The sequence below is a fragment of the Embleya sp. L77 genome (genome assembly GCF_055557415.1).
In genome coordinates, this window is the sequence record NZ_CM145710.1 from 501,410 (window position 1) to 527,037 (window position 25,628).

Sequence of the window (25,628 nt, forward strand, 5' to 3'; positions counted from 1 at the left end):
CGAAAGCGAGACCACGATGGCCGGGACAACCGACCCCGAGGGGGCAGTCGACCCGCGGTACCGCATCGCCGTCTACTTCGACGGCGACCGCGAGGCCGAGCGCATCGAGGCGATCCTCGGGGAGCGGACGCACCGCTACCGGGGGGTCGTCCTCGCCGAGACCTCCGGGGAGCGGATCGGCCGACTTCGCGCGGCCGGCTGCATCGTCGACGTCCGCGCCGATCTCACCGCCGAACACGCGGCCCGGAGCGAGAGCACCGCAACCGACGCGCTACCCGGCAGCGCCGGCCCGCAGAGCATGTTGCCCCCGCCCGGCGCCGGCGCGGCCGGTACCACCGACCGAGTCGCGCCCGACCCGGAGTTCGTGGCCGACCTCACCGAACGGGCCGTGGGCGCGGGCGAACAGGACGCCGCCGCCCCGGAGACCGCGGTGCCCCTTCCCGCGCCGTCGGGCGAGCCGCGGTACAACACCTACCTGGTACGCATACCCGGACCGCTGGACCGGGACCGCCGTGCCGCCTTCGCCGAGATCGGGGCCCGCATCGTCGAGTTCCAGCCGCCCGGCACCTACCGGCTCCGTCTCACCCCCGAGCAACGCGACCGGGTCGCCGACCTGTCGTGGGTGATCGCGGTGCGCCCCTGGGGCCTCGCCGACACGGTCACGTACGCGCTCGGCGACGCGCTCGACCTGGACGCCCGACGGGCCGCCGGCCCACAACTGGCCGGCGACGAGGACGCCGCCGAACCGGACCCGTACCTCGACACCTTCGACGTGCTCGTGCACGACCCGCTCGACCTCGCCACGCTCCGCCCCGCCCTCGAAGCCACGCCGGGCGTCGAGGTGCTCGCCGCCGTCGATGTCATGCTGCGCTTTCGCACCGACCTGACCGGGGATCGGCGGCGCGACCTGCTCGCCGTCGTTGCCGCCCGGGAGGAAACCCGCCGGGTCGCCCCCTATCGGCCGCCTCTGCTCTACGCCGACCATGCCCGCCGGCTCGTCGGCGTGGACCGCATCGGACCCCGAGCCGACGGCCACGCGCCGACGGCCCCGGCGCCCTGGACCGGGGCGGGCGAGATCGTCGGCGTGTTCGACAGCGGCGTCGACGGCACCCACCCCGACCTCGTCGACCGCATCGCCGTGAGCGAATCCCTGGTCGGCGGCGACGCGTTCGACCTCTGCGGCCACGGCACCCACGTGGCCGGCATCATCGCCGGCTCCGGCGCGGCGAGCGGTGGCATGATCACCGGTGTCGCCCCCGGTGCCCGGCTGGCCGTCTTCCGCGTCTTCGACGAGGACAACCGCCTCCACGTGGGCCCCAGCCTGGGCCCGCTGCTCGCCCGTGCCGTCGACGCGGGAGCGCACATCATCAACCTCAGCTGGGGCAACCCGCTGTCCGGCAGCTACGACCAATACTCGCTCGCCGTGGACAAGTTCGTCGCCGAGCATCCCGACGTGCTCGTGATCGTCGCGGCCGGCAACAGCGGCGTCGCCCCCAGGGGAACCCACGAGTTCAACACCTGCGGCACCCCCGCGACCGCCAAGAACGTGCTCACCGTCGGCGCGTGCGACACCGACCGTGACAACGACGGCCTCGCGGACCTGACCTGGGATCGCTTCCGTCAGCCCCAGTTCCCGTTGCCGCCGGCCGGTGGCGAACACGTGTGCGGCAACCCCGACCTGCCTGCCGCGATCAGCAGTCGAGGCCCCAGCGACTACGGCAGCGTGGTGCCGCATCTGCTGGCCCCGGGCACCTTCGTGCTCTCCGCCCGCAGCAGCAGCGCACGGATGGACCCGCGGCTGCCCTGGCGCGAAAGCCCCGACCACGACGGGCGCTACGTGTACATCGGCGGCACCAGCATGGCCGCTCCCGTCGTCGCCGGCGCCGCCGCCGTGGTCCGGCAATACCTGCGCGAGGTGCACCTGCTCGCAGCGCCCTCCGCCGCGCTCATGAAAGCCGTCCTGATCGCCGCGACACGCCGCCTGCCTTCGCTGCGCACGCCGAACAGCGCGCAGGATCTCGGCTACCCCGACTTCGACCAGGGCTTCGGGCGGCTGGACCTGAGCACCGTCCTGCCCACCCCCGATGCGCCGGCGGATCGCCGGCTCGTGTGGGCCGACCTGTCCGACGCCGATCCCGACGCGCTGGAAGCGTTCGCCGACCCGGAGGGCACCCGGCGCGGCAGTCGCGCCTACCGCCTCACCGTGCCGGCCGGCCCGCACCCCGACGACCTGCGCGTGGTCCTGGCCTGGACCGACCGACCGGGCAGCGCCGTGCAGAACAACCTCGACCTCGCGGTGACCACACCCGACGGCACCATGCTCGTGGGCAATCAGGAGCACACCTACAACAAGGTCCCCGGCTTCGACCGCAGCGCCGTGCTGCGACTCACCGGCCTCCCGCTCGACCGCGCCAACACGGTCGAGTCCGTCCGCATCGGCAACCCGGCGCCCGGCAGCTACACGATCAAGGTGTTCGCGCAGAACACGCCCTTCCCTGCCCAGGGTTACGCGCTGTGCGTCGCCGGTCCGATCGACGAGGCGGGGTTGACGACGGCCTGAGGACGGAGTGCCTCGATCGGCGGTTGGACCGTGGGCCCGGGGCTCGCGGCTCGCCGCTCGGAGTGCGGTCGCTCGGGCGGCTTCGCGCCTCCGGCGGCTCTGGAGCCGGGCCGATCCGGAGTGTTTCGCCACCCCCACGTCGGGCAGATCCCATCCCGATCCCGGCCTTGCCGACCACGGCCGGGTGTCGGACCGTCTCGACCGGAGGTCTCGTGTCGCAAGGCGCGGAAACCATGCGGATCGCCGTCACCACCCCGACCGGCAACGTCGGCCGCCACGTCGTCGCCACGCTGATCCGGGCCGGCATCCGGCCGCGCCTTCTGCTGCGCGAGCCCGACCGGCTGGCTTTCGACGTCCGGGAGGAGGTGGACGCGGTGCGGGTCGACCAATACGACGCCGACGCGGTGGTTGCCGCCACAGCCGGTGTCGATGCGCTGTTCTGGGTGGATCCGACCACCGGCAGCGAGGATCCCCTCGCCGACTATGCCCGCGCCACCGAGAGCGTGGTCCGCGCCGTCACCGAAAACGGGATCGGCCGGGTCGTCTTCCAGAGCAGCGTCGGCGCCGAGAAGAGGCACGGCGCCGGCGAGATCGACGGACTGGCGCACACCGAAACCGCGTTGGACGACACCGGCGTCGATGTCGTGCATCTTCGCTGCGGCTACTTCTTCACCAACCTGGAACTCCAGCTCGACGCCCTGCGGGCCGGTGTCCTGGAGGTGATCCTTCCGCTCGACCAGCCCATGGCCTGGGTCGCACCTCGCGACATCGCAGAGGTGGCCGCGACCCGCCTGCTCTCACCCGCCTGGTCCGGACGCTGCGTGCAAGCGGTGCACGGGCCCGCCGACCTCACCTGGCGACAGGTCGCCGAAATCCTGACCGCCGCCACCGGTCGGCGGATCGACGTGCGACGGATCGACGACGACGCCATGCGCTCCCGCCTCCGACAGGCCGGGATGACGGACGGATTGGTGGAGGCCGTCCTCGGCATGTCGACCGGCCTGCGGGAGGACTTCGTCCCCGAACAACGCCGCACCATCCACACCACCACGCCGACCACCCTCACCGCATGGGCCCACGACCATCTCCGACACCGGATCCTCGACGCTCCGGATGCCACGGACGACGCGACCGGGCGGTCGGCCGCCGCGGACCGCGGAGAGCACGCGTCCGGGCGGTGACCCGGTCATGGTCCCGCCGGCCGATGTCGGCTCGGCGGGACCAATCCATCAACAGGGCCCGTCAATCAGCAGGACCCGCCGTACCCGGTCGGGCCCGGTTCGGACCGTCAGGCGGCGTGGTTGCCCCGACGCCGGCGCAGCAGGATGCCGCCGCCGACCAGGACCGCGGCGACGGCGAGAAGCCCGCCCACCGCGACCGAGCCGGTCTGCGCGAGCGACTTGCCGCCGCCGGTCGACGCGGGCTTCGAGGCGGTCGGGACGACCGTGTCCGAGGCGCTCGGCGACGCGGACGACGAAGGCGTCCCGGTACCGGCCGAGGAGGTGGCGGGCACGGGGGTCTTCGTGCCGTCGGTCGGCGGCTTGCTGGTCGAGGGAGCCGCGGTGGTCGGCGGCGCGGTGGTCGGCGGCGCGGTGGTCGTCGGGGGCTTGGTGGTCGGGGGCTGGGTCGTCGGCGGCTGAGTGGTCGGCGGCTTGGCCGGGCAGGCATGCGACAGGTTGAACCAGTCCACCTTGCCGCCCTTGACCTCGGCGACCGCGGAAGTCAGTGTGGCTCCGGCCGGCGATGCCACGTACGCGTGCTTGTCGGTGGGGGGACCGAAGTTGGTGATCACCTGCCGGCCGCCCGGCTCGAACGTCACGGTCAGCTTGACGAAGACCGTTCCGTTCGTGGGGAGAACGAAGTGCCAGCCGTCCTTGTCGGCGGGGATCGTGTTGGGGCACTCGCCCCGCTCCACCCCCTTGCCGGTGGCGGTCAGGGGAAGCTTCTGGTGCACGTTTACGGTGTACGTATCGCCGGTGGCGAAGGCCGGCGCCGCGCCGGCGGCCAGAACGAGCGGCACGGCGAGCGCGGTGGCCCACCGTACGGCCTGGGAAGGCGAAGACATGGTGATACCTCTTGGGCAGAAGTGAGTTGCAGCCCAGGGATCCGTCGTATCGCCCGGCACGAGAATCACAGCCGAGACCCCTCGACGCGCCCGCCCGAAAGACCGCTTCGTCCCCCCGGGACCGAAAAGACCCTCGATGAGGGCAGCCGAGATTCCCATCACGGAGAGTTCCGCGTCAAGACAAGATTGTCCGAATCACAGTACTTATCCCATTCATCCGCCTTGCTGGGATATAACGATTTCCTACAACACGGTATTTTTTCGCTCTCGCCTTACGCCACGATGCGCTCTCCGGTCCAATTTCGATCCCATATGCCCTACTTCGACTTTTTCGCGCAGCCCGATCGCGCCGAACCCACCACATCGACCGAATATTTCCGGCCGGCGGACGGTGCGGCCCGCCTCCCTCGATACTCCCGACCGCCGCACCCCGAGCGACGACACTCACCGCCTCACGGGATGAGGTCGTGGACGTACTCACGGAATGAGGTCGTAGACGTACTTGGAGCTGAAGTCCAGGCTCAGCCTCGGTGTTCCGCCCGGTGCGCCCGGGCCGAGCGGGGTCACGATCGGGTCGTCGATCCGGTGGCCCAGCAGGTCGGCCGAGGCCGTCATGGGCGGAAGGTAGTTCCGGCCGTTGTGCTGCATCCAACCTTCCCAGATCCGGTCCACGTTGCAGTGGTGGAGGTAGAAGATCGGATCGTTCGGGGACGACGCCGGGCCCATGTCGCCGCCCACCCAGCGGTGCACCTGGTTGTGCAGCCCGGTCCCGATGAAACCCTCCAGCCGGTTGCGGAATCCGCTCGACGACGCGTCCCACGGGGCGAAGTCGTATGTGGCGAGGCTGGGATCGCCGCCGAAGAGCGGCACGGTGTTGAAGGCGGCACCCACGTCACCGACGCTCGGAAGCGTGGACGACGACGCCGATCCCAGCGGAGGAAGCGCCCCCAGGCCCCGGCGCAGGCCCCGGTTCGCCTGAACGAGCTGTAGCGAGCTGTCGGTTTCGATGCGAACCCGGAAACTGTTCGGGTCGGCGGGATCGAAGACGAACGGCCCCGTGGAGATCGGATTACCCCCGCCGCCCATCCACTCCTTCGTCCAGATCAGCCGGCCTGCCGGATCGGGCAGCGACCCGTCCAGCGACCAGTCCCAGTACGGGAGGGCGAAGCCGGAATCGTTGACGACCCGCTGGATGTTGGCTTCCAGATAGGCCAACATGACGCGGTGCCACGGCAGGAACACCGGTCCGCGGTGTGCTCCGTTGCGGACCATCCAGTTCCCGGTCGGCGGTACCGGAGTGGTCATGGCCCGGTGATGCCAGATCACGAACAGGTCGTACGTGTGGATCGGTACGTCGGGGCCGGGAATCCCGAAGGCGCTCGTCTGCAGTGTCGTCGTCTCCTGCTTGAGGAGGTTGATACCGCGGATGTACGCGTCCCGGTCGGCGAGGCTGGTGATGACGTTTTTGCGCACGATCGCCATTTCAGCCACCTCCCGGGTGACTCGACCCGTGCGCATGGCCCTCGTGGCCCTCGTGGCCGTCGTGACCTTCGTGTCCCCCGTGTCCCGCGTGCCCGCCGGGTCCGGTGGCCGGGCCGCCATGACCTCCGCCGCCGGGCGGGAATTCGTCCGGGAAGTACTGGATGAGCGCCTTCACGGTGTCCACGGCGGAGAGGAACTGATACGCGGGCAAGGCATGACAGTGCACCTCCCCGTTGTTCGACACCATCAGGTGGGCGGCAACCGATCGATCGTCCACGGTGATCTCGTACGTGGTCTTCACGACTATCCGGTGACCGTCGAATTCCTCCTCGCGAACGCTCTCCATGGAGCCGTGCGCCGGTTCGGGCACGGGCAGATCCGCGATATATCGTGCGAGAGCGGCCGGCTCGGCGGCCGCGGCCATGTCGTGGTCGTCCATGAGATTCTCTCCCAAAGCGCGGAGTTGCCTCCGGCTGAGCAGCCTCATGGCCCGGCGGCCCGGCGGAACCCGTGGACCGCAACCGCAACAACCGCCCCGCATCGGGATCTCCCGGCAGAGCCGACCACGCACAGTCCCACGGCCCCGGGCCCAAATACCGCAGAGCCGAAATCCCGCGGCTTCTCGTGACCGTGGGTCGCTCAATCCGGAGCGTCTGGCTATACATCCAGGAGACGCTCCTCCGGCACGCGCTGCAACTCCGGTCGCACCGGCCGCACAAGGCCGTGTCCGGCGGAACTTGGCGGGTCCGGCTACGGCCTGTCGAAAGTCGCGCACCCACGCCCACGGCGCCGCTTGCGTGGGAGGCGGGAACGGCCCGAGAGGACGGGCGGCCCGGGACGATTGCCGATCGGCGTGGGTGTGGTCAGCCGCCGATGGCCTGTAGCGAGATCCACAGCGCCGACACCGCCAGGAGCAGGGCGGCGGGCGTGGTGAGCAGGCCCAGTCGGGTGAATTCGCCGATGTCCACCTCGGTGTCGTGCGCGTGGAGCACGCGTCGCCACAACAGCGTGGCCAGCGATCCGACATAGGTGAGGTTGGGGCCGACGTTCACGCCGAGGAGGACGGCGAGCACGGCGCCCGGCCCCGTGGGCGCGGTGAGTGGCAACAGAACGAGGATGGCGGGCAGATTGTTGATGAGGTTCGCCAGGACCGCCGCCAGTGCGGCCACGCCGAGCAGGGCGGGCAGGCTCGTGCCGTGGGGTACGAGGTGGCGCAGACCGGCGGCGAGGCCGTTGTCGACCACGGCGCGGACCACGATCGCCAGCGCCAGGACGAAGGCGAGGAAGGGCAGCGAGGCGGAGCGGACGATGGCGCGGGCGGTGGTGCGGCGCCGGGCGAGTGTGTGGGCGGCGAGCACGAGTGCCCCGGCCATCGCCGCCCAGGCGGGGTCGATCCCGACCGCGGAGGCGACGACGAACCCGATCAGAGTCGAGGCGACCGTGGCCACGGCGAACACCGGCATTTTCGAGGGTGCGCAAACGGGCCGATCTTGGGCGGGGGCGTCCAGGTCGGCGGCGAAGAACCGGCGGAAGACGGCGTACTCGATACCGATGGCCACGAGCCAGGGCAGGGCCATCACCGCGGCGAAGCGGGTGAAACTCAGGCCGCAGGCCGTGAACGCCAGGAGATTGGTCAGATTGGACACGGGCAGCAGCAGCGAGGCCGTGTTCGACAGGTGTGCGCAGGCGTATACGTGTGGTTTCGGCCGTATACCCAGGCGGGTGGTGGTAGCGAAGACGACCGGAGTGAGAAGCACGACGGTGGCGTCCAGACTCAGCACCGCGGTGGTCACGGACGCCAGGGCGAAGGTGCGAACCAGCAGCCGTCGCGGCCGCCCCGCGGCGGTCCGGGCCATCCACGCCCCGCAGGCGTGGAACAGGCCCTCGTCGTCGCACAGTCGGGCCAGGACCAGGACACCCGCCAGGAAGCCGATCACCGGGCCCAGCCGCATCGCTTCCTCGTAGGCGTGATCCGGCGAGATCGCCCCCGTGACGAGAACCAGGCCGGCCGCCGGGAGCGCGACGACCGCCTCCGGCCATCCGCGCGGACGGACGACCGCGCAGACCAGCACCGTCACCAGCAGGCCGATCGAACCGACCTCCGCGAACGACGTGCTCAAGACCCACCCCATCGGACGACCGCACGACGACCGTTCGTCGAGGCGGACGGCCCACCCGCGCCCCCGCGATGTCGACCTTCGCCGACCCTATCGGGATCGACGCGAACAACCGATCGAACCGCTGGACAACGCGCCCGACCGGTCGCTGGGCAGTTCCCGAGCCATCTGCAACCGAAGTACGGACGCGCGTGCGTGGTCGGCGTCCGGGCGCGCAGTTGCGTGGTGAAGCCGTCTCGGGGTTACGTCCGGTCGGGTGGGGTCCGGGGTGGAGTCGGCTCAGCACCCGTCGGAAGCAGGGCGATGCCGGATCTCAGCTCCAGGGCGCCGGGTAGGTCCAGGGCGCAGCGGCGGCTGGCCACGACGGCCTGCTGCATCGCCAGGGTGCCGGTGGTCGTGCAGGTGCCGCAGCGCAGCGACATCACGCGAGCCTGGCGGATGACCGCGAGCATCCCCTCGATGTCGAAGGCGACGGTGAGGCAGATCTCCAGGCTCCCGACCCTGGCACCGTCAACCGTCAGATCGACGCAGGGACGGTGGGTGGAGGTGATCCGGTGGGTCGCCAGGGCGACGACCTCCTCGGACTCCGGGGTCGCCCGGGTGCGTCGCGCGGCCTCGACCATCGCGGCGTGTTTCGCCCATCCGGCCGCCGCCAGGTCGAGAAGATCCAGGCTCAGGAAGCCGTTGACCACCGAGGCGACCTCACGCTCGACGGTCTGCCCCGCGGTTTCGGTCAGGCCCCGGGATCCACGTTCGATCATCGCGGCCACTTCGTGTTCGCGCGCCGCGTCCACGAGACTTGCCGCGGCGGCCTCTTCGTCCTCACCGAACAGCAGTTCGCGTACGGACGCGGGCTGCGCTGTGGCGGCGGTCATGGGTCCACCTCCTCGATGGTTTGCCGACCGGGGTCCGAACGGGGTTCCAGACGTACCGTTCGACTCGGTCCGGACGTCTGCCCGACGTCCTGCACTTCGTCCGACGCGGGACCCAGGCGCATGGCGGCGCGAACATGTCGGCGGGTCCAGTGCGGTCCGCGCCCCCGATGCCGGAAGAAGCCCACGTAGCCGGCCAGAGCGACCGCCAGGAAGCCGCCGACCACCAGCATCCCGATCACCCATCCCGAGGCTCCGCCGGCGCCGGTGTCGATCACCGCGGCGGTCGGCGACGCGGAGCGGGTCCCGCTCGGTCGTTGCGGAGAGGTGGGCACCGGTGGTGATCCCGGTCCGGCGCCCGCCGACACCTCGAAGGAGGAGGCGCCTTCGGTGGCGCCGCATCGCGCCGAAACCTCGTGGCGTCCCTTGGACGCGCCCTTCGGAACCACCACTGGGGCGCTGAATCCGCCGTTCGGGGTGACGGGCACCGTGTAGGGGGCGATGTCGGCGCCGTCCCAACGGATGTCGACGCGGTAGCCGGGACGGCAGGTTCCGAAGCCCGAGCCGAGAACCGTCAGCGTCGTACCGGGGCCTCCCGCCGAGGGGTTCAGGACCAGGACCGGACGCGCTCCCGGAACGGAGGTGGGGGCGGGCGTCGGGCCTCGGGAGTCGGGTGGAGTGGTGCCGGGAGGAATGGTCGACACCGGGGGCGGAGTGGTCGACACCGGGGGCGAAGGCGGCGCCGGCTCCTCCGTGCAGCAGGTGTACGGGGGTGAAGTCGGCGGTGGCGGTGGCGGTGCCACGGCCTGAACCTGCGCGGCACACGGTGGCACCGAGACCCCGAGTCCCACCAAGACCAGGGCGCTCAGAATCCCCGAGACCTGCACCGGTGGTCCTTTCCCGTGACGTCGACGCCGGAGCCGGCTCGCGACTCGCCTGACGAGCCGTGATCGGGCGCGTTCCTGCACGCGACCCACCGAGCGGCTCCGTTCCAGCGAAACACGGCAGCGCATACATCGCATCCGGATGGTTGGGTCTGCGGCGGCGAAGTCGTGGCCGTTCGACATCCGTTCGAACGCCTTCGACCGCCGGCCCCGACGAGGGGCGCGGCGGTCGCGGCGGTGGCACACCGGCCGGTCGCCGCCCGCCGGGCTCGCTCGAAGCCGCGCTCGCTCGAAGCCGGGCTCGGCCGACCGGCCGCGCCCGGCTTCGGCCGTCCGGGTCAGGCCGAGCCCAGCACCTCCCGCGCGGCGCGCTCGCCCTCGGTCGCGCCGCCTTCCATGAAGCCCTGGAAGTCGTAGGACGTGTGCTCGCCGGAGATGTGCACGTTGCCCTGCCGGGTCCCCTCGTAGCCGGCGTAGCGGTGCAGGTAGCCGACCGGCCAGTACGAGTAGGCGCCCCACGAGTACGGGTTGTTGGTCCACGACGACAGCTGGGCCCTACCGGTCCACTGGGCCTTCGTGCCGGGGAAGAGCTTGTCGATCTGCCCCAGGTAGGTGCTCGCCAGGTTCGCGACGTAGGCGTCCTGCTCGGCGGTGTTGAACGGGCCGGCCGGGGTGAGACCGGAGGCCTTGGTGCCGCCGCCGTACTGGATCAGCACGCCCTTGGTGCCCGGCTGGCCCTTGGTGGTGTCCCAGGTCTGCTGGAACGGCAGGTCGGCGAAGGAGTCCCCGGCCGCCACTCCCGGCCAGGGTCCGAGGCCGTTGCCGCCGGCCCCCAGCCAGGTGCGCTTGGTGAACTGCATGTTGAGTTTGGAGACGTGGCCCATGCGGGAGTCGCGGAGCAGGTTCGTCATCATCGGGTCGAAGCCGGCCCGGGTCAGGTCCAGGCCCTTCAGGATCGGCAGCGGCACGGCCAGGATCGTATGGTCGGCCGTCACCGTCGTCGTCGTGCCGTTGCTGTCGAAGGTGAGGGTCTGGGTGCCGTCGCTGTTCGCCCGCACGGCGATCAGCCTGTGTCCCATCCGCACCGTGCCGGACGGCAGCGCCGCCGCGATCGCCAGCGGGACCTGGTCGTTGCCGCCGACCACGTGGTAGCGCTCGTTGGAGCCGCCCCAGATGTTGAAGTGCCCCGGGTTGGACTGCCAGCCGAGCATGCAGACGGCGGCGTAGGCGGACTGGTCGACGGTCTCCGCGCCGTACTCGACGTTGTAGGCCACGTCGAGGAACTGCCCGAGCTTGGACGAGGAGCCGCCCGGGGTCCGGGAGTCGATCCAGTCCCGCAGGTTCGTGTTCGAGATCGCGGTGCCGGTGGCGGTGGTCCGATTCCACGTGACGTCGCCGCATTCCTGGTAGTCCCGGCGGACCGCCTGGTACATCGCCTTGAAGTCCTCGTCGGCCTGCGCGCGCGGATAGTAGGCGTTGTCGAACCACAGGGTCTCGGTGGCGCCGTTCGGCCCGGAGCCGGCGAAGTCCACGGTGGCCAGCCCGAATCGGCGGCACAGTTCGAGCATCTTCTTGTGCCCGGTGTCGATCAGCTCGCCACCGATCTCCGAGGTCTGGCCACCGCCCCAGTAGGTCTTCTGCGAGTACATCCGGCCGCCCACCCGGGTGGGATTCGCCTCGTACACGGTGGACTTCACCCCGGCGTCGGCCAGGGTCAGCGCCGCCGTCAGCCCGGCGATGCCCGCGCCGACGATGACCACCCGGCCCGGGTTCACCGGAGGTCTCGGCGCGGTCTCGGCGGCGAACGCCGGCCGGGACAACCCGGCGCCGGCCAGGCCCAGGCCGATGCCCACGACTCCGGCGCGCTTGATCAACGTACGCCGGCTGGGCCCGGTGGGGTCGGCGGTGGCCTCGTCACGGATGTCCCGGTACTCCCCGACCGGCATACGCAGGACCGCGGCGGCTCGGTGGTCGGCGGCCGTGCGCTGCAGCGCGGCCATGGCAGGGGTACGGCTCATTGTGGCGCTCCTTGGAAAGCGGTCGATTCCGTGCCGGGAGGAGAGGGGGTGGGGATGTGCACACGACGAAGCCCCGGAAAGTACGCAGAGCCGGAAGGAGTACGCAGTGCCCGGGGCCTGGGGTGAGGAGGGATCCGACGGGCCGTCAGCTTCCCGCCGAATCGAGACCTCCCACAACCGACAATGAGTCAGGACATCGGTCGAGGGAGCGACACTGTGTCCGTTGCTTCCGGGGGCCGGGAAGCGGGGCCGGATCGTCGGGTGGTCGATGTCGGCACTTGCGGTCGGCGGGTCGATCGTGGTGCGGCCGGCGATCCGATCATTGGACCGACCCTGTGCGGCCGGGACGATGTCCTCGCGTTCGCTGTCGGTGAGTTCGTCCGACTCCGTGGCGGGACCCGGGTGCAGCGGCCCGGTGATGCGCCGGTCGATCGGCTCGGGGACGCGGCGCCGAAGCGTGATGGTGGACGATTTCGGGCAGCGGTGTCCTGCGCGCGGCCGGCTGGTGCCCGGTCGGCGGGGAGGAGGTGGCGACGATGGCACGCCGCGCCGGGTCCGGCTCCGATGACCGCGCCGACGCGGAGGGCTTCGACGAGATCGCCGACGCGCTGTATACGCTGCCGCCGTCCGAGTTCACCGCCGCACGCGACGCCCGTGCCGCCCGGGCCCGCCGAGACGGGGACCGCGGCCTCGCCACCCGGATCAAGGCCCTGCGCCGCCCCACCCTCGCCGCCTGGGCGAGCAACGCGCTGGTGCGCGCTCGGCCGGACGACGTACGCGACCTGCTCGGACTCGGCGAGGAATTGCGCCGGGCGCACCGGGACCTCGACGGGACGCGGTTGCGGGCGCTGTCCGCTCGGCATCGCGCGCTGACGACGGACCTTGCCCGGCAGGCCGGCGCGCTGGCGGGGAAGACCGGGCAGCCACTGGGCGACCAGGCCATGCAGGAGGTCCGCAGCACTCTCCAGGCCGCCCTCGCCGACCCGGAGGCCGCTGCGACCTGGGCGTCCGGTCGGCTCGCCCACCCCCTCAGCCCGCCCGCGTTCCCTTCCGCCGCGACCGACGCGGCGGCCCCCGCCTCCGTCTCCTCCGCCGAATCCGAATCCGAATCCGGATCCGGCACCGGCACCGGCACCGGCACGCGGCGGCGGACCGGATCGGCTCCGAAACCGACACCGGCCCAACCAGGCCAACCGGATGAACCCGCTGAACCGGCTGAACCGGCCGACTCGGAGCAGGCGCGATCCCGTCGTGAAGCCCGCACCCGGGCCGCCGCAGCCCGTCGGGACGCCGAGGAAGCCGCGGCGGCCGTCACCGCAGCGGAGGCGGCTCTCGAACAGACCCGCATCCGCTCCCACGACGCCCGGGCACGAAAGCAGCAGGTCCACGAGCACCTCACGGAGCTGCGCCGCGAGGTCGCGGAGGCGGAACGGGCCGAACACGCCGCCGCCGAGGACGAACAGCGCGCCCGCGACCGGGCCGAGCAAGCCGAACGCGGCCTGGCCGACGCCCGCCGCCACGCCCGGGATGCCGCCGCGCACGCCGACCGACTCGCCGCCCGAGCCGACGGCGGCCGCACCGGGACCACCACCGCCGCCGGCCGAGCGCCGACCGAAGACCGATCCCGGGGTCGGCGTGCCCGCGGCCGAGGGTAGTTTCGATCGGCCACACGGAGCGCCCGAGTCGCGGGTGGGCCGCATCGCACCCGAAGTCGCCGGGGTGACCGCGAGGTTCCACAACGGCGGCCCCGATGCCGAAGCACAGGGGTGCCCGATGCCCGACCACCCCCGTCGGAACGGTTGTACGTCTGCGCATCGCGCAGGGGACTGCGGTCAGGCGGTGAGCACGGCCATGGCGTCGATCTCGACCGACACCCCTGCGGGCAGGCACATGTACACGGTGGTGCGGGCGGGGCGGGGCTCGCCCACCAGGCGGGCGTAGACGGTATTGAGTTCGGCGAGGTCGGCAGGGTCGGTCAGGTAGACCCGGAGCATCACCACGTCGGCCATGCTCGCGCCGCCTGCGTCGAGCACGGCTTGCACGTTGCGCAGGACGCGTTCCGTCTGTTCGGTGACGGTGGAGCCGGTGATCGCGCCGGTGGCCGGGTCGATCGGGAGTTGTCCGGACACCTGGAGCAGAGGGCCCTTGCGGATCCCCTGGGACAGCGGGGCGTCGAGGGTGGGGGCATGTTCGGTACTGATGACGGTGGTGGTCACCGGGTGCCTTTCGTGGTGGTGTCGTGGTGCGCGGCGTCGGAGCGGGTGGCCGGGATCCGGCTCCGGTCCCAGGCGCGGCGTTCGTGTTCGTGCGGGTCCTCGACCAGGGTCCAGGTCTCGTCGATGCGCATGGTCGCCCGGCGGTCCGGGTCGTAGCGGGCCCATGCGTACTGCTCACGCTCATCCACGGCCCCGCCCCGGAACTGCTCGTGCTGCGCGTCGAGGAGACCGCGCTCGGCGTCGGCTGCGGCATCCTCGCCGCCACCCTCCTGCTGCCGACCACCACACGCGCCGACAGCGATCCACGGCTGAGCGAAGTCCTGACCGCACTGCACGAGGTGGCCCGCGATCTGCGCCGGGACGTCTGCGGAGCTGATCGACTCGCCGACGAACCATCGACCGCCGGTGGATCCCGGAAACTCGACCGGGCGTCGGCGGAGTTCCACCGGTCGATCCTGCCGCTGCTCCACCCGCTCAACCCCCGCCGGTCCGAACGCGCTTGCGCGGCACTGCTGTTCGCGGCGGTCCAGGTGTGCGTCCACCACGTCGAATGTCTGACCACACTGGCCGAGTGCGCGGCCGACAGCACCGGGCCCACGGATCGAACCCGCCTGACCGATGTCCTCCTCCGCATCGAACACACCGCATCGCACCGCGCACTCCACCCGGACCACGGGCGCCACTTCCCCTCCGCGCGGCTTCCGAGCGCCCCCACCACCGCCGCACTGTCGCGGCTCGCCGACGAGCCGGCCTTCGCCGAGGACCGCCCCACCCCGGCCCACCGCTTCCTCCTGCACGCGGAACGCCTCGACAGCACACTGCGCGAGCTGATCGTCCGGGGCCACCCGAACGACAGCACCCCTGGTGAGGAGGCCGGCGCGGCGCTCGCGGACGCGTCGCCGGGTCCTCCTTCGGGTTGAGCACGGGTCGGCTTGTCGGCGTAGTCGTCACCGTCTGTGGACGGACGACTCGACCCGTCCGGATCCGCGAGTCTGGGCCGCATGAACCACACGATCAACGACCCTGGCCCGCAGGCGACTTCCCCGGGCACCGCACGACCCGTGCCGCGCTGGGCGGAGAACCTCGCGCACCTGATCCCGCTGCTGGCGCTGCCCGTGTGCCTGTGGCGTCTGCCGATCGCCTTCGGCTACCGGATGGGGATGGACGAGCCGGGCACGCAGTGGTCGCTGTGGCTCACCATCCCCTACGTCTTCGGGCTCAGCGTGCTCACTGAGGGGGTCGCGCTGCTGTACTTCGGTCTGGTCCGCGGATGGAGCGAGGTGGTGCCCGACCGCGTTCCGGTGCTGGGCGGTAGGCGCATCCCACCGTTCGCGGTGATCGTACCCGCTTCGCTCGGCGCGCTCGTCTTCACCGCGCTGCTGGTCGATTGGGTGGTCACCACATTCGGTATCGCGGGCGCCTCGAACGTCGACTTCACCAACGGCTGGTGGGAGGGGCTCGCGACGGTGGTCAGCGGCCTGTTCGTGTTGTGGGGTCCGCTGATGTTCGTGCAGATTCGCGGCTACTACGTGCGCCGCTGCCGGCCTGCCGCGCCGACGCGGAGCTGACGACGGCGACGCCCGGGCGCCCGCGAACCCCGTCAGGTCCCGGTCGCGGTCGCGGCGACGAGAGCGAGGGTGAGTTCGCGGTCTTGTTCTTCGAGATTCCAATCGCCGTCCCGCGCAACGCTGTTGGTGACCCAGAAGACCATGACGCGGTCGGCCGGGCGGATGAGGAAGCGGGCGTAGGACCAGTCGTTCCCGCCGTCGTGCGTGACGATCGGGCCGGGCGCGCCGGGCAGGATGCTCCAGCCGTAGCCGTAGGACTGTTCCGCGCCGGGGCTTTCGGGCACATGTGGAGTGAACATCTTCGCCTTGGCGGCGGCGGGCAGGATCGATTCGCCGTCCAGGGCGCGGTACCAGCGGTACATGTCGCGCGCGGTGGAGAGCAGGCCGCCGTTGCCGCGCAGGTTCCAGTACGGACCGTCCGGTGCCCAGGGATGGTCCAGCGGGGTGCCGTGCCCACGACCGTCGGCGTCGTACTCGACGGCCACGTCGTCGCGGCGCGGGTCGGCCAGGCGGTAGCCGGTGCGGGTCATCCCGGCCGGGGCGAACAGGTTCCGGGTGAGGAACTCGGAGTAGGTCGTCCCGGATGCCTTCTCGACGATGGCGGCCAACAGCGAGTAGCCGACGTTGGAGTACGCGAAGGTGGCGCCCGGCGCCGAGTGCAACGGCGCCGCGAGCGCGCGGGCAAGCAGGTCGTCGCGGCTCAGCGGTTCGTAGTCGTCGCCGAGGCCCTCGGGCAGGCCCGAGGTGTGGGTGAGCAGGTGGTGCACGGTGATGCCGCGCTTGTCGTCGGGCACCGGTCCCAGGTGGGTGCCGATCGGATCCGTGACCCGCAGCGCACCGGTCGTCTCCAGCTTCAGGATCGCCGCGGCGGTGAAGGACTTGGTGATCGAACCGATGTCGAAGACGGTGTCGCAGCCGGCGTCGACGCCCGATTCCCGGTTCGCCCGGCCGCGGCCCTGGCAGCCGACGAGTTCGCCGTCTCGCGCGGTGGCAATCGCCCCTCCCGCGCCGGACGGCCAGTGTTTGTCGAGGTACGCGGCGACGGCGGCCGCCCGTGCGGACATCGGCGCACCGGCCGTGCCGGTGGCCGCCCCCGTCGGCGTTGCGGCCGCCCCCGCTGTGGCCGTTCCGGTCGGCCGGCTCGCACTCGCGGATGCCGCGGGCGGCCCGTCGTCGTCCTTGCCACCCGAGCAGCCCGCCAGCACCAGCGCCGCGGCCGAAGCCCCGGCCAGGACCGCGAACCGACGTCGACGCACACGTGAGATCCCTGCCATGGCGTTTCCCCCGAAGTCCGGACGCGGACGTCCCGCGTCGTCTCCGCAACGCTAGGAGTCCGCGCACCGAGCGTCGTCCCGCGCCGGAGCCAACTTCCGTTCCCCGCCCGGGGGGAGAGAACCCGATACGAATCCCCCGGACGAGGGGTCGGAGCGGGATTACGACATCCGACGTCGGCGGTTACCGGTCCCAGGGCGCGTCGGTCCCGCCTCGGCGGACCTCGCGCCGGCCCGCGTAGCGTTCCTTGCGGTTGGCCGCCCTGGCCATCTGCTGCCGCTCCTTGACGCAGGCGCGTACGGTGCACCCCGAACAGCACGTGCGGCCGGACAGCAACATGCCGGGGTCTTCCCATCGGCAGCGGGTGTCCGAGTTCTCCCCTGTGGGGTGGGGCGGCAGGTCACAGGCGCCGTAGCGGTGATCGTGGACCGGCCGGGGGTGGTGCTCCGCATGCGCACCCACAGCGGCTTCGTCCTGTCCGTGCGGGACATCTCGTTCCTTTCGGAACCGCCGCCCGGGCTCCCGGACCTTCCGGGCGGGCGGCCGGCTTCGCCATTTCACGGCGACACGCTCCTTCCCTCGTTCTCGGGTCCGCGGCGGCCGGTCAGGGTTGACCCGCGGACGCACCGGGGCAACCACGGTTCGGCCGGCCCGGCCGGCCGACGGCGCGCCGCCCGGTGTCCCGCGGCGAACCGCCATCGACTGTAGACCGGGTCGAGCGCGCCGCGGAATCGCTTATCGGGCGCCCCGGCCGCTCCGACCGCCCGGCCTGCCCCGACCGCCACCGACATCCCGCAGCCGGGACCGGGAGCGGCCGGGACCCGACGGGCCGTTCCCGGTCGGACAGCCGTTCCGTGTGCTCAGCCGGCCGCGACCGGCCGACGCACCTGGGCATCGACCACGTCGGCCGGCACCCCCGGCGGGCGTCGCGTGCCGGCCAGGATCGGGTCGAAGGTGGTCTCACCGCGGAGGTAGCGACGGAAGAACGCCGAGGCGTACGCGGACGTGAGGTTGCGTTGGGTGGGCTCGGTCAGCCGGACCTGGTCGAGATCGCGGTCGTCCTGGGACAGGCAGGTACCGGGCTTGCTGCCGGGTATCGCGTCGTCTTCCGCGCTGACCTGGCCGCTGCTCGGCGACCATTGGGTGTTGAAGAAGGCGTGGTTGGCCCCGGTTACGGTGAACTTGTGGATCGGGACGGTGTTCCGCCCGCTGTTCCATTCGAAGTACTTGCCGCCCCTCACCGCGTCGCACGTGCCCCACATCACCGCGAACGGGGTGCGGGTGACCGGCTCGTCGTCCCAGTTGCTGGTCGGCGCCAGGGCGAACACGCCCTTCACCGTCACACCCGCCGGCCAGTCGCCCCGGCGGAGGTCGGCGGCCTGCTGCATGACCCCACCGCCGCCCATCGAGTGGCCCACCGTGCCGACGTTGGTCAGGTCCACCCGGCCGCGGAAGTCGACCCGGCTGGGCCGACCGTCACGCGGATCGGTGAAGCGGTGCGCGAGTTCGCCGCCACCGGTCGCGGACAACTGCTGCCACATGGCCAGATGCCGATTGAGCAGCGCGGCCCGGGCGTGGTACACCGTGGGCGCCTGCCCGAACGACGTCGCGTTGATGCCGTTGGCACCGATCGACACCACCACGAAGCCTTGCGCGGCCAAGTCCCGTGCGAGGTAGTCGTATCCGTTCTTGCTGGAGATCTGCTCGACCCCGGGCGCACACGGCCAGCCGCGCAGCCTGCCGCCGGCGATGTCGGCCAACTTCTCCTGCCGTTCGGCCTCTACGGTGTCGCCGGCGGCAATGGCGGCGTCCCGGGCCTTGAGCGCCGCCACGAGGGCGACGGAGGCCGGGCGATCGGCGCAGGTGTCCCACAGGCCGTGCTGGATCACCACCAGCGGGAAGCGCCCGCGCGCCAGGTCGGTCGGGTAATGCACCACCCCGGCCAGCTCGTTCGCCCCCTGGTACTGGCCGGCCTCGACCGGCGGCGGCACGAACGCCTGGTCGCCGAGGTTGTACCGCACCGACGCGACCCGGTGCGAGCCGGCCGACACCCCATCCGACGCCTGCGCCGCCTCGGCGGGCGCCGGCACCACGAGCAGCGCCGCAACGCCCGCTGCGGCCAAGCACGTTCGGGCCCAACCAGTCCCGATCGATGCTCGCCGGAAGTCCCGAATCCTCATGCATACCTCCATGTCTCCCGTGCACCGGCGATCTCGACAACCCCGGTGATCTCATAGAGATACGAAGGTGGGAAAGGAAGGGTTGCAGCGAACATCGAACACCCCGTCCGCAGCTCTCACGCCGGAGGCGGGCACCGAGGCCGTGGTCGTTCCCCCGCCGATCGCAGCGCCGGGAATTGCCGGCCCCGGCCTCTCCCCCTTCGGTATCGGTCTCCGCCCGGGTGCAGCCACCGGCAGCGATGCCTATGGTCGATAGGAGGGACGTGGAGCCCGTGAGCGGCACGGACGGGCACGACGCCGACGAGTGTGTGTGCCCGACGCGGATGCCAGGCGCCCCGTCCGTGCATCCCCGAGGATCCGGGCGTTCTCGATCGCCGCGGCAGGGACGACCTCCGGAGGCCGGGGATCCGCACGCTGTGCTCGTGGCGTGGCCTGTTCGGGCGGCGCGGCGCGGCGCGGACCCGAGTGCAGACCCGAATATCGCGCGGCGTGGACCCGAAGACCGGGAGGCGGTAGCCGATGTGCCGTTGGCTTGCTTACGTGGGAACACCCGTCCTGCTCGACACCATCCTCTACAAACCGGCGCACTCCCTGATCGATCAGAGCCTGCACTCGCGACTGGGCGTCGAGACGACCAACGGCGACGGGTTCGGTGTCGGCTGGTACACGCCTGACGTCCACGCCCCGGCACTCGTTCGGGACATCGGTCCGGCCTGGAGCAATCGCAACCTCCGGGAGATTGCCGACCACGTCCGTTCCGGGGTGATCTTCGCGCACATCCGGGCTTCGACGGGCACCGCGGTGCAACAGAGCAACTGCCACCCGTTCCGGCACGGGAATTGGATGTGGATGCACAACGGCGCCATCGCCGGCTTCCACCGCATCAAGCGAGACCTGACCCTTGCCGTCGACCCGGACCTCTTCCCGGACATCGAGGGAGCGACGGACTCCGAACTCATGTTCTTCCTGGCGCTGACCCTCGGCCTGGAGCAGGACCCGCCGGGCGCCGTCGCCCGGATGGCCGGCCTGGTGGAGGAGACCGGTCGCCGGCACGGTGTGGAGTTCCCGCTGCAGATGACGATCGCGGTGACCGACGGAGCACGGTTGTGGGCATTCCGCTACTCCAGCCGGAAGGACTCCCGCTCGCTCTTCTACAGCACCCGGGTGGACACGCTGCGCGCACTCCACCCCGATATGGCATTCCTGCGCGACATATCCGACGAGACCCGCCTCGTCGTGTCGGAGCCCCTCGGTGACCTCCCCGGCGCCTGGAACGAGGTCCCCGAAAGCAGCTACGGCGTCGTGCAGCCGGGAGGCGACGAGATGCGCTCCTTCGTCCCGCTGTCCGGTTAGCGGCCACCGCCGGGCCGAAGGTCATGCCTTCCGCGGAATGTTCAAGCAGCACGCCTGAGCCCGGGCATCGGGCCCGGCCGTGGGCCGGACCCGGTCGGCCCACGGCATCGGCAGATGCGCGCGGTCGGTGCCGTGACTCGTGTCCGGGCGCCCTCGGTGTGCCGACCCGTGACCCCGTGCATGAAGGCAGGGCTTCGCGGAAACGGGAGGTCGACATGTCCCGTCGATCGTTCCGGAGGGAACTCGTGAACGTCACGAAGAGGTTCGCCGTACTGGCCACCGCCGTCGCACTCCTGGCGGCGCCCGCGGCGGCCGTTGCCCAGGCGTCGGTCGCAGCCGGGCCCACGACCGGCTCGGTGGCCGGTCCTGCGGTCGGCCCGGGTTGGCACCACGTGCAGGACTTCGCCCCCGACGACCTGGGCGGCTGCCACGCGCGTGGTCAGTGGTACCTGGACAACGGCGCCAATCGGTACGAGTGTCGGCCTGCGGGCGTCTGGCAACTGTGGGTGCTCACGGACTCCTGAGGAGCCCACCCCGCGACGAAGACTCGGGCCGCCTCGCGGGCACGGCCTGCGGCGAACCCCGGTTTCACCACCGCACGCCCGTGCCCGCCTGCGCAATTGCGCAGGCGGGCACGGGCGTGGGTGCGGACGCGCGGGCGCCGCTCCCTCGTCGGTCACTCGGTCGAGGCAACCCGATCGACCCGATCGCCCCGGGCGTCCGTCCCGCCGTCGATGTCCTGCGGTTGCCCGAGTGACGACGCCCGATGTGCCTCCCCCGAAGCAGTTACGGGTTCCGCGACGACCTTCGGGCCTCGATGTGCACCCGACCCGGTCAGGCGCGGGCCGTACGTCCGGCGTACCCCGTACGCGACGAGCACGACCGCGAGGCTGCCCAGGCTGGTGAACAACTGGGTGCGCTGGTCGTCGATGACCGCCATGGCCACGAGCACGGCGCCGAAGCGGTAGGTGTGGGCGAGTACGCCGGCCTCGCCCGCACCGGTGTGGTAGCCGACGAACGCCAGTGCGTCCACGTCGAGTTCGAGCCCTTGGAGCATGCCGAGCGGCTTGTTGCGGCCGACGATGAGCACCGCGCGCGGGTCGAGTTCCTCCAACGGCACGTTGTCCATGCCGCGGTGGGCGTCGTTGACGATCACCTTGTCGGCGCCGGCGTCCAGGAATCCGGCCACGGCCGCGTTCACGTCGCCGGTGAGCAGGCGTCGAAAGCGTTCGTAGCGCGGGTCGCCGGTGGTCACGTCGGCCGGCAGCACGGTGCCGGTGGCGCCTCCATGTCGGCGGAGATCAGGACGCGGGTCACACCGCCGCCTCCTCGGGGCCGGGACAGTCGTCGTGGGACCGGTTCCCCGAGGCGTCCGCGGGCATCGGGTCCACCAGGGCGTGCACGTGGGCCGCGCCGCTCTCCCGGACCACTTCGCGGATGGTCTGCGCCTCGCGGACGACGGCCAGATGCACCGTGTCGTGCACGACGCGGTAGCCGTAGACGGCCGGGCGCGGCAGCGAGTTGTAGGCGAAGTGGGACGAGAAGTAGTAGGCACCGGTGTCGTACAGCGCGACGACGTCGCCCGGTTCGAGCAGGGGCAGGGCGCGCCCGACGGCGGTCAGGTCGCCGGCGAAGCAGCACGGGCCGGCGACGTCCTGGATCTCCTCCGGTGCGTCCTTGGGCCGGCCGTGCGCGTCGAAGGCACCCACGCGCAGCGGCCACGCCTGGGGCATGAACACCGTACGGGTGGCCACCTGCGCACCCGCGTGGGTGATCGCGATCCGTCGGCCGCCGGAGGACTTGGTGTACTCCACGCGCGAGGCGATCGTGCCGTTCTTGGCGAGCAGCGAGCGGCCGAACTCGGTGACCAGCCGGTAGCGGCCGTCCAGAAGTTCGGGCACGGTGCCGCGCAGTTCGGCGACGTAGTCGGCGAAGGTCGGGTCGTCCTCGTCGCCGGCGAAGTTCACCGGCAGCCCGCCGCCGATGTCCAGGTCGGTGATCTGGCGACGGCCCAGGACGGTGTTGATGTGCTCGGCGAGTTCGTACGTGGCGCGCAGGCCGGCGGCGATCAGCCACAGCGGGCAGCCCTGGGAGCCGACGTGCGCGTGCAGGCGATTGAGCCACGGCCGGCGGGCGAATGCCTCGACCACGGCCTCGACGGCTCCCGGGTCGCGCAGCGCGATGCCGAACTTGGACGTGGTGGTCGCGGTGCTCATCGCGCCGATCGTGCCGGCGCCGACCTGCGGGTTGACCCGGATCCCGATCGGTCCCGTGGCCGGGCGCTCGGCGACGATCGCGTCGATGCGGGCGAGTTCCTGGAAGTTGTCGACGTTGACGGCGATGCCGTGGGCGAGGGCGTGCCGAAGTTCCTCGACGGTCTTGGCCGGGCTGTCCAGGACGAGCCGGTCGGGGCTGAACCCGGCCGCCAGGGCCTGTTCGAGTTCACCCGGCGAGGCGACCTCGCAGCCCATTCCCGCGTCGGCGAGCAGGTGCAGGACCGGGACCAGGCCGCATGCCTTGGCGGCGAACGTGTGCAGTACGGGTGTCTCGCCGAAGGCCGCGCTCAGCGCGTCGACCGAGGCCCGGATGCCGTCCACGTCCAGCAGGCCCAGCAGGGCCTGCTCGGGGCCGAGCAGGCCCTGCTCCACGACGTGGGCCAGGGCCGCGTCTCGGGCCGATCGACGCCGTAGGGCCGCTGCGGAAGTCACGCGCACCACACCTCGAATCTCTCCGGTATTCGCGGCTCGTCCGAGTCGCATGCACAGCTTGGATCCGGGCGTGAGCGGGCGTCAGCGTGGGGCACGACCAAAGGAGGTGGCTTTGATTGTCTGCCCCGACAGGAAAATGATCATGGAATCCACCCGCCGGGCACGGACCCACCCCGTACGTGGGCCGGGCTCCGGGCTCGAAACCCACTCGGGCGCGCCGGGGCCCAAGGGCTCACCAGGGCGCGCCCGGGATCACGGCTGCCCCGCCCTCCGGGGACTCAACCCCTGCGCGCGATGCGCCAGGCGCAGCCCGATGTCGGCGAGCAGCCGGCCCGTCGGGTCGTCCAGGTCCACGCCGAAGAGCTCCCTGGCCCGGCGCAGCCGGTAGCGCAGGGTGTTCGGGTGCACGCTCAGCCCGTGCGCGGCGGTCACGGTGTCGCCGAAGGCGCCCAGGTAGGCGCCGACCGAGGCGGAGTACTCCGATCCGTGCGCACGGTCGTGCTCGACCATCGCGTGCACCGGCCCGGCCATCGGCCACAGCGGCTCGACGCGGTCCAGCAGGCGCACCAGGGCCGCCTCCGAGACCACGTCGGACGACAGCGCCGACGCCGACGCGGGCACGCCCGTGGCCACCGCCCGCTCGCGCAGCACGCGCACCACGATCTCGGCGTCCTCGCGCGCACCGGGCAGCTCGGCCGGCCGCTGCGCGACGGGACCGACGCCGGCGAAGACCACCGTGCCGGGTACCGAGCGCGCGGTGGCGACCAGGTCGCGCGCGGGGTCGGTGTCCCTCTCGCCCGCCGGCATCAGCACGTACAGGCGTCGACCGGCCCGCGCCGTCACACACCCCGGCCGAAGCGCCGCCGCCTGCAACGCGAGCACGTCGAGCACGCGCTGCTCCGCGGGGGTGGGCGCATCGGAGGCGAACTCCGTCGCCGGGTGCTCGTACGCCTCGACCACCGTCACGGTGTGCGGCCGATCCGGGCGCACCCCCACCGTCCGGGCCGCCTGCTCCGCGCCCGCGCCGCCGGTCAGCAAGGTGTGCACCGCCGCCTCGCGACGGCGTGCCGCCTCCCGGCCGCGGGTCTCGTGGTGGACCAGGTGCGGCACGGCCGCCCGGGCAGCGGTGCGCAGGGCCGCCGTCGCGTCCGGCGCGAGTGGGTGGCCGTCGGCCGCGGCCCAGATCGACCCGAGCACCTCGCCACCGTCGCGCACCGCGATCGCCAGCCGTTCCGCGTAGCGGTCGTCGGCGGGCAGCCGGACCACGTCGTCGGTGCTCCACAGGGTGCGAAAAAAGCCGCTTTCGCGCAGTTCGGCGACGCGCCAGCGCGGCACCTGCTGGTTCAGGATGGTCACCCGGCGCATGGGGTCCGGCTCGTGGTCCATCCGGGAGTAGGCCAGCACCCGCGACTGCGGATCCTCGATCGTGATCGCGCCGCCCACCAGGTCGGCGACCGTGTTCGCCAGGCCCGACAGGTCGCCCGGACGCAGGCTGTCGACCGTGGCCAGTTCGGAGGGGCTGCTCTGCGCGCAGGCGTTGCGCAGCAAGCCGAGCACGTCGGTCCACCCGCGTCCGGGATGGCGGGTGAGTACGGCGGTGTCGCCGGGCTCGGCCGCCTCGACCACGGCCGCGTCCACGGGGTCCGCGCCGCGCCGGATCACCAGCGCGCTCGCCCCCGCGCGGCGGGCCGCCCGCACGGCCTCGACCGCGCCGTGCCCGCGCGGGTCCACTCCGACCGCGAGGAGGATCATCCCGGCGAGCGTCGTGCCGTCCGCGTCCTCGTCCCCGAGGTCGTACAGGGTGACCCCGCGCACCGGCACCTCGGTCCCGCGCGGCGCGACCACGACGTCGAGGATCCCGGGGTCGATCAGGTCCAGGACCCGGGACAGCGTCGCCGCGGCGGGACGGCGGGAGGGTTCACGCTCGTTCATACGTCCATGATCGCGCGCGGCGACGGTCGTCCCCCGCACGCGGCGACGGCCTCGCGTCGCCCGGGCGAGCGCGTGCTCGCGCGGCACCGCAGGTGCGCCGGCCGTTCCGATCGGTTCGGGGGTCCGTCGCGGGCGGGCCCTTCATCCAATTTCCCGCCCTTTGCCGAAATTTCCGCCGAGAAGATGTAAATGATCTCGTCCCGGTTCGCCGGCGGCCGTCAATTCGTTGATATCCGGGACACGAATCCGGAAACGGACGCCCTTTCCCGGGTGATCACTTGCCTCTCCGGCATGCGGCGGACCTCGGATCCTCAAATTCAGCACAGATCCAACGGACTTGTAGCTGGGCGTAGTTAGTGTTCGCGATCCGAGCCGACACATCGGGGGAAGTGAGGGGCCAA

Annotated in this window: 21 protein-coding genes and 1 pseudogene; 7 read left to right on the plus strand and 15 right to left on the minus strand. The window is 71.7% G+C overall.

Annotated features, from left to right (window positions below; translation table 11 throughout):
- Nucleotides 1-16: 16 nt before the first annotated feature.
- A complete protein-coding gene (locus ACZOOI_RS32230; protein WP_465283086.1) occupies nucleotides 17-2,560 on the plus strand; it encodes a S8 family serine peptidase in 2,544 nt (847 codons plus the stop codon).
- 233 nt (nucleotides 2,561-2,793) lie between these two features.
- A complete protein-coding gene (locus tag ACZOOI_RS32235) occupies nucleotides 2,794-3,741 on the plus strand; it encodes an NAD(P)H-binding protein (RefSeq protein WP_465283087.1) in 948 nt (315 codons plus the stop codon).
- A 107-nt stretch (nucleotides 3,742-3,848) separates the two neighbouring features.
- Here ACZOOI_RS32235 and ACZOOI_RS32240 read toward each other — a convergent pair whose 3' ends face one another.
- From ACZOOI_RS32240 to ACZOOI_RS32270, 7 genes are all read right to left on the minus strand, one after another.
- Nucleotides 3,849-4,625 carry an LPXTG cell wall anchor domain-containing protein gene (locus ACZOOI_RS32240; RefSeq protein WP_465283088.1) on the minus strand — a complete coding sequence of 259 codons (777 nt, stop codon included), beginning with the start codon at nucleotides 4,623-4,625 and terminating at the stop codon, nucleotides 3,849-3,851.
- A gap of 477 nt (nucleotides 4,626-5,102) precedes the next feature.
- Nucleotides 5,103-6,107: a tyrosinase family protein gene (locus tag ACZOOI_RS32245; protein ID WP_465283089.1), complete on the minus strand. Its 1,005-nt coding sequence runs from the start codon at nucleotides 6,105-6,107 to the stop codon at nucleotides 5,103-5,105.
- Between the two features lies 1 nt (nucleotide 6,108).
- Nucleotides 6,109-6,546: a hypothetical protein gene (locus ACZOOI_RS32250; protein WP_465283090.1), complete on the minus strand. Its 438-nt coding sequence runs from the start codon at nucleotides 6,544-6,546 to the stop codon at nucleotides 6,109-6,111.
- A 424-nt stretch (nucleotides 6,547-6,970) separates the two neighbouring features.
- Nucleotides 6,971-8,227, minus strand: a complete 1,257-nt coding sequence (locus ACZOOI_RS32255) for an arsenic transporter (protein ID WP_465283091.1) — start codon at nucleotides 8,225-8,227, stop codon at nucleotides 6,971-6,973.
- A gap of 239 nt (nucleotides 8,228-8,466) precedes the next feature.
- Nucleotides 8,467-9,099 carry a hypothetical protein gene (locus ACZOOI_RS32260; protein WP_465283092.1) on the minus strand — a complete coding sequence of 211 codons (633 nt, stop codon included), beginning with the start codon at nucleotides 9,097-9,099 and terminating at the stop codon, nucleotides 8,467-8,469.
- Nucleotides 9,096-9,800: a hypothetical protein gene (locus ACZOOI_RS32265; RefSeq protein WP_465283093.1), complete on the minus strand. Its 705-nt coding sequence runs from the start codon at nucleotides 9,798-9,800 to the stop codon at nucleotides 9,096-9,098. The genes ACZOOI_RS32260 and ACZOOI_RS32265 overlap by 4 nt, the downstream gene beginning before the upstream one ends.
- Nucleotides 9,801-10,318: 518 nt before the next feature.
- Nucleotides 10,319-11,998, minus strand: coding sequence for a flavin monoamine oxidase family protein (locus ACZOOI_RS32270; protein WP_465283094.1), 1,680 nt, complete (start codon nucleotides 11,996-11,998; stop codon nucleotides 10,319-10,321).
- Between the two features lie 536 nt (nucleotides 11,999-12,534).
- Between ACZOOI_RS32270 and ACZOOI_RS32275 the strand changes: the two genes are divergently transcribed.
- On the plus strand, nucleotides 12,535-13,653 hold the full coding sequence (locus ACZOOI_RS32275; RefSeq protein WP_465283095.1) for a hypothetical protein: 1,119 nt from the start codon (nucleotides 12,535-12,537) through the stop codon (nucleotides 13,651-13,653).
- 177 nt (nucleotides 13,654-13,830) lie between these two features.
- Here ACZOOI_RS32275 and ACZOOI_RS32280 read toward each other — a convergent pair whose 3' ends face one another.
- Together ACZOOI_RS32280 and ACZOOI_RS32285 are read right to left on the minus strand one after the other, a co-directional pair.
- Nucleotides 13,831-14,214 (minus strand): RidA family protein, encoded by a 384-nt coding sequence (locus tag ACZOOI_RS32280; RefSeq protein WP_465283096.1) that lies wholly within the window; start codon nucleotides 14,212-14,214, stop codon nucleotides 13,831-13,833.
- Nucleotides 14,211-14,402, minus strand: a complete 192-nt coding sequence (locus ACZOOI_RS32285; protein ID WP_465283097.1) for a hypothetical protein — start codon at nucleotides 14,400-14,402, stop codon at nucleotides 14,211-14,213. The genes ACZOOI_RS32280 and ACZOOI_RS32285 overlap by 4 nt, the downstream gene beginning before the upstream one ends.
- 21 nt (nucleotides 14,403-14,423) lie before the next feature.
- On the opposite strand from ACZOOI_RS32285, the gene ACZOOI_RS32290 reads away from it, so the two are divergent.
- Both ACZOOI_RS32290 and ACZOOI_RS32295 read left to right on the plus strand, forming a co-directional pair.
- The gene (locus ACZOOI_RS32290; RefSeq protein WP_465283098.1) at nucleotides 14,424-15,134 is read left to right on the plus strand and encodes an FUSC family protein; all 711 of its coding nucleotides are present in this window, start codon (nucleotides 14,424-14,426) and stop codon (nucleotides 15,132-15,134) included.
- A gap of 81 nt (nucleotides 15,135-15,215) precedes the next feature.
- Nucleotides 15,216-15,782 (plus strand): hypothetical protein, encoded by a 567-nt coding sequence (locus ACZOOI_RS32295; protein WP_465283099.1) that lies wholly within the window; start codon nucleotides 15,216-15,218, stop codon nucleotides 15,780-15,782.
- A gap of 32 nt (nucleotides 15,783-15,814) precedes the next feature.
- Here the strand turns inward: ACZOOI_RS32295 and ACZOOI_RS32300 are convergent, their stop codons facing one another.
- From ACZOOI_RS32300 to ACZOOI_RS32310, 3 genes are all read right to left on the minus strand, one after another.
- Complete coding sequence (locus ACZOOI_RS32300) at nucleotides 15,815-17,038, minus strand: serine hydrolase domain-containing protein (RefSeq protein WP_465283100.1); 1,224 nt, start codon at nucleotides 17,036-17,038, stop codon at nucleotides 15,815-15,817.
- A 199-nt stretch (nucleotides 17,039-17,237) separates the two neighbouring features.
- A complete protein-coding gene (locus ACZOOI_RS32305; protein WP_465283101.1) occupies nucleotides 17,238-17,516 on the minus strand; it encodes a hypothetical protein in 279 nt (92 codons plus the stop codon).
- 398 nt (nucleotides 17,517-17,914) lie between these two features.
- On the minus strand, nucleotides 17,915-19,177 hold the full coding sequence (locus tag ACZOOI_RS32310; RefSeq protein WP_465283102.1) for an alpha/beta hydrolase: 1,263 nt from the start codon (nucleotides 19,175-19,177) through the stop codon (nucleotides 17,915-17,917).
- Nucleotides 19,178-19,753: 576 nt separating this feature from the next.
- Between ACZOOI_RS32310 and ACZOOI_RS32315 the strand changes: the two genes are divergently transcribed.
- Complete coding sequence (locus tag ACZOOI_RS32315; protein WP_465283103.1) at nucleotides 19,754-20,587, plus strand: class II glutamine amidotransferase; 834 nt, start codon at nucleotides 19,754-19,756, stop codon at nucleotides 20,585-20,587.
- A gap of 245 nt (nucleotides 20,588-20,832) precedes the next feature.
- Nucleotides 20,833-21,111 (plus strand): hypothetical protein, encoded by a 279-nt coding sequence (locus ACZOOI_RS32320; protein WP_465283104.1) that lies wholly within the window; start codon nucleotides 20,833-20,835, stop codon nucleotides 21,109-21,111.
- Nucleotides 21,112-21,551: 440 nt separating this feature from the next.
- Here ACZOOI_RS32320 and ACZOOI_RS32325 read toward each other — a convergent pair.
- The 3 genes and pseudogenes from ACZOOI_RS32325 to ACZOOI_RS32335 all read right to left on the minus strand — a co-directional run.
- Nucleotides 21,552-21,877: pseudogene (locus ACZOOI_RS32325) on the minus strand (M55 family metallopeptidase); the annotation flags it as partial.
- Between the two features lie 23 nt (nucleotides 21,878-21,900).
- Nucleotides 21,901-23,346 (minus strand): diaminopimelate decarboxylase, encoded by a 1,446-nt coding sequence (locus ACZOOI_RS32330; protein WP_465283105.1) that lies wholly within the window; start codon nucleotides 23,344-23,346, stop codon nucleotides 21,901-21,903.
- A 201-nt stretch (nucleotides 23,347-23,547) separates the two neighbouring features.
- Nucleotides 23,548-25,227, minus strand: coding sequence for a PucR family transcriptional regulator (locus ACZOOI_RS32335; RefSeq protein WP_465283106.1), 1,680 nt, complete (start codon nucleotides 25,225-25,227; stop codon nucleotides 23,548-23,550).
- Between the last annotated feature and the right edge of the window lie 401 nt (nucleotides 25,228-25,628).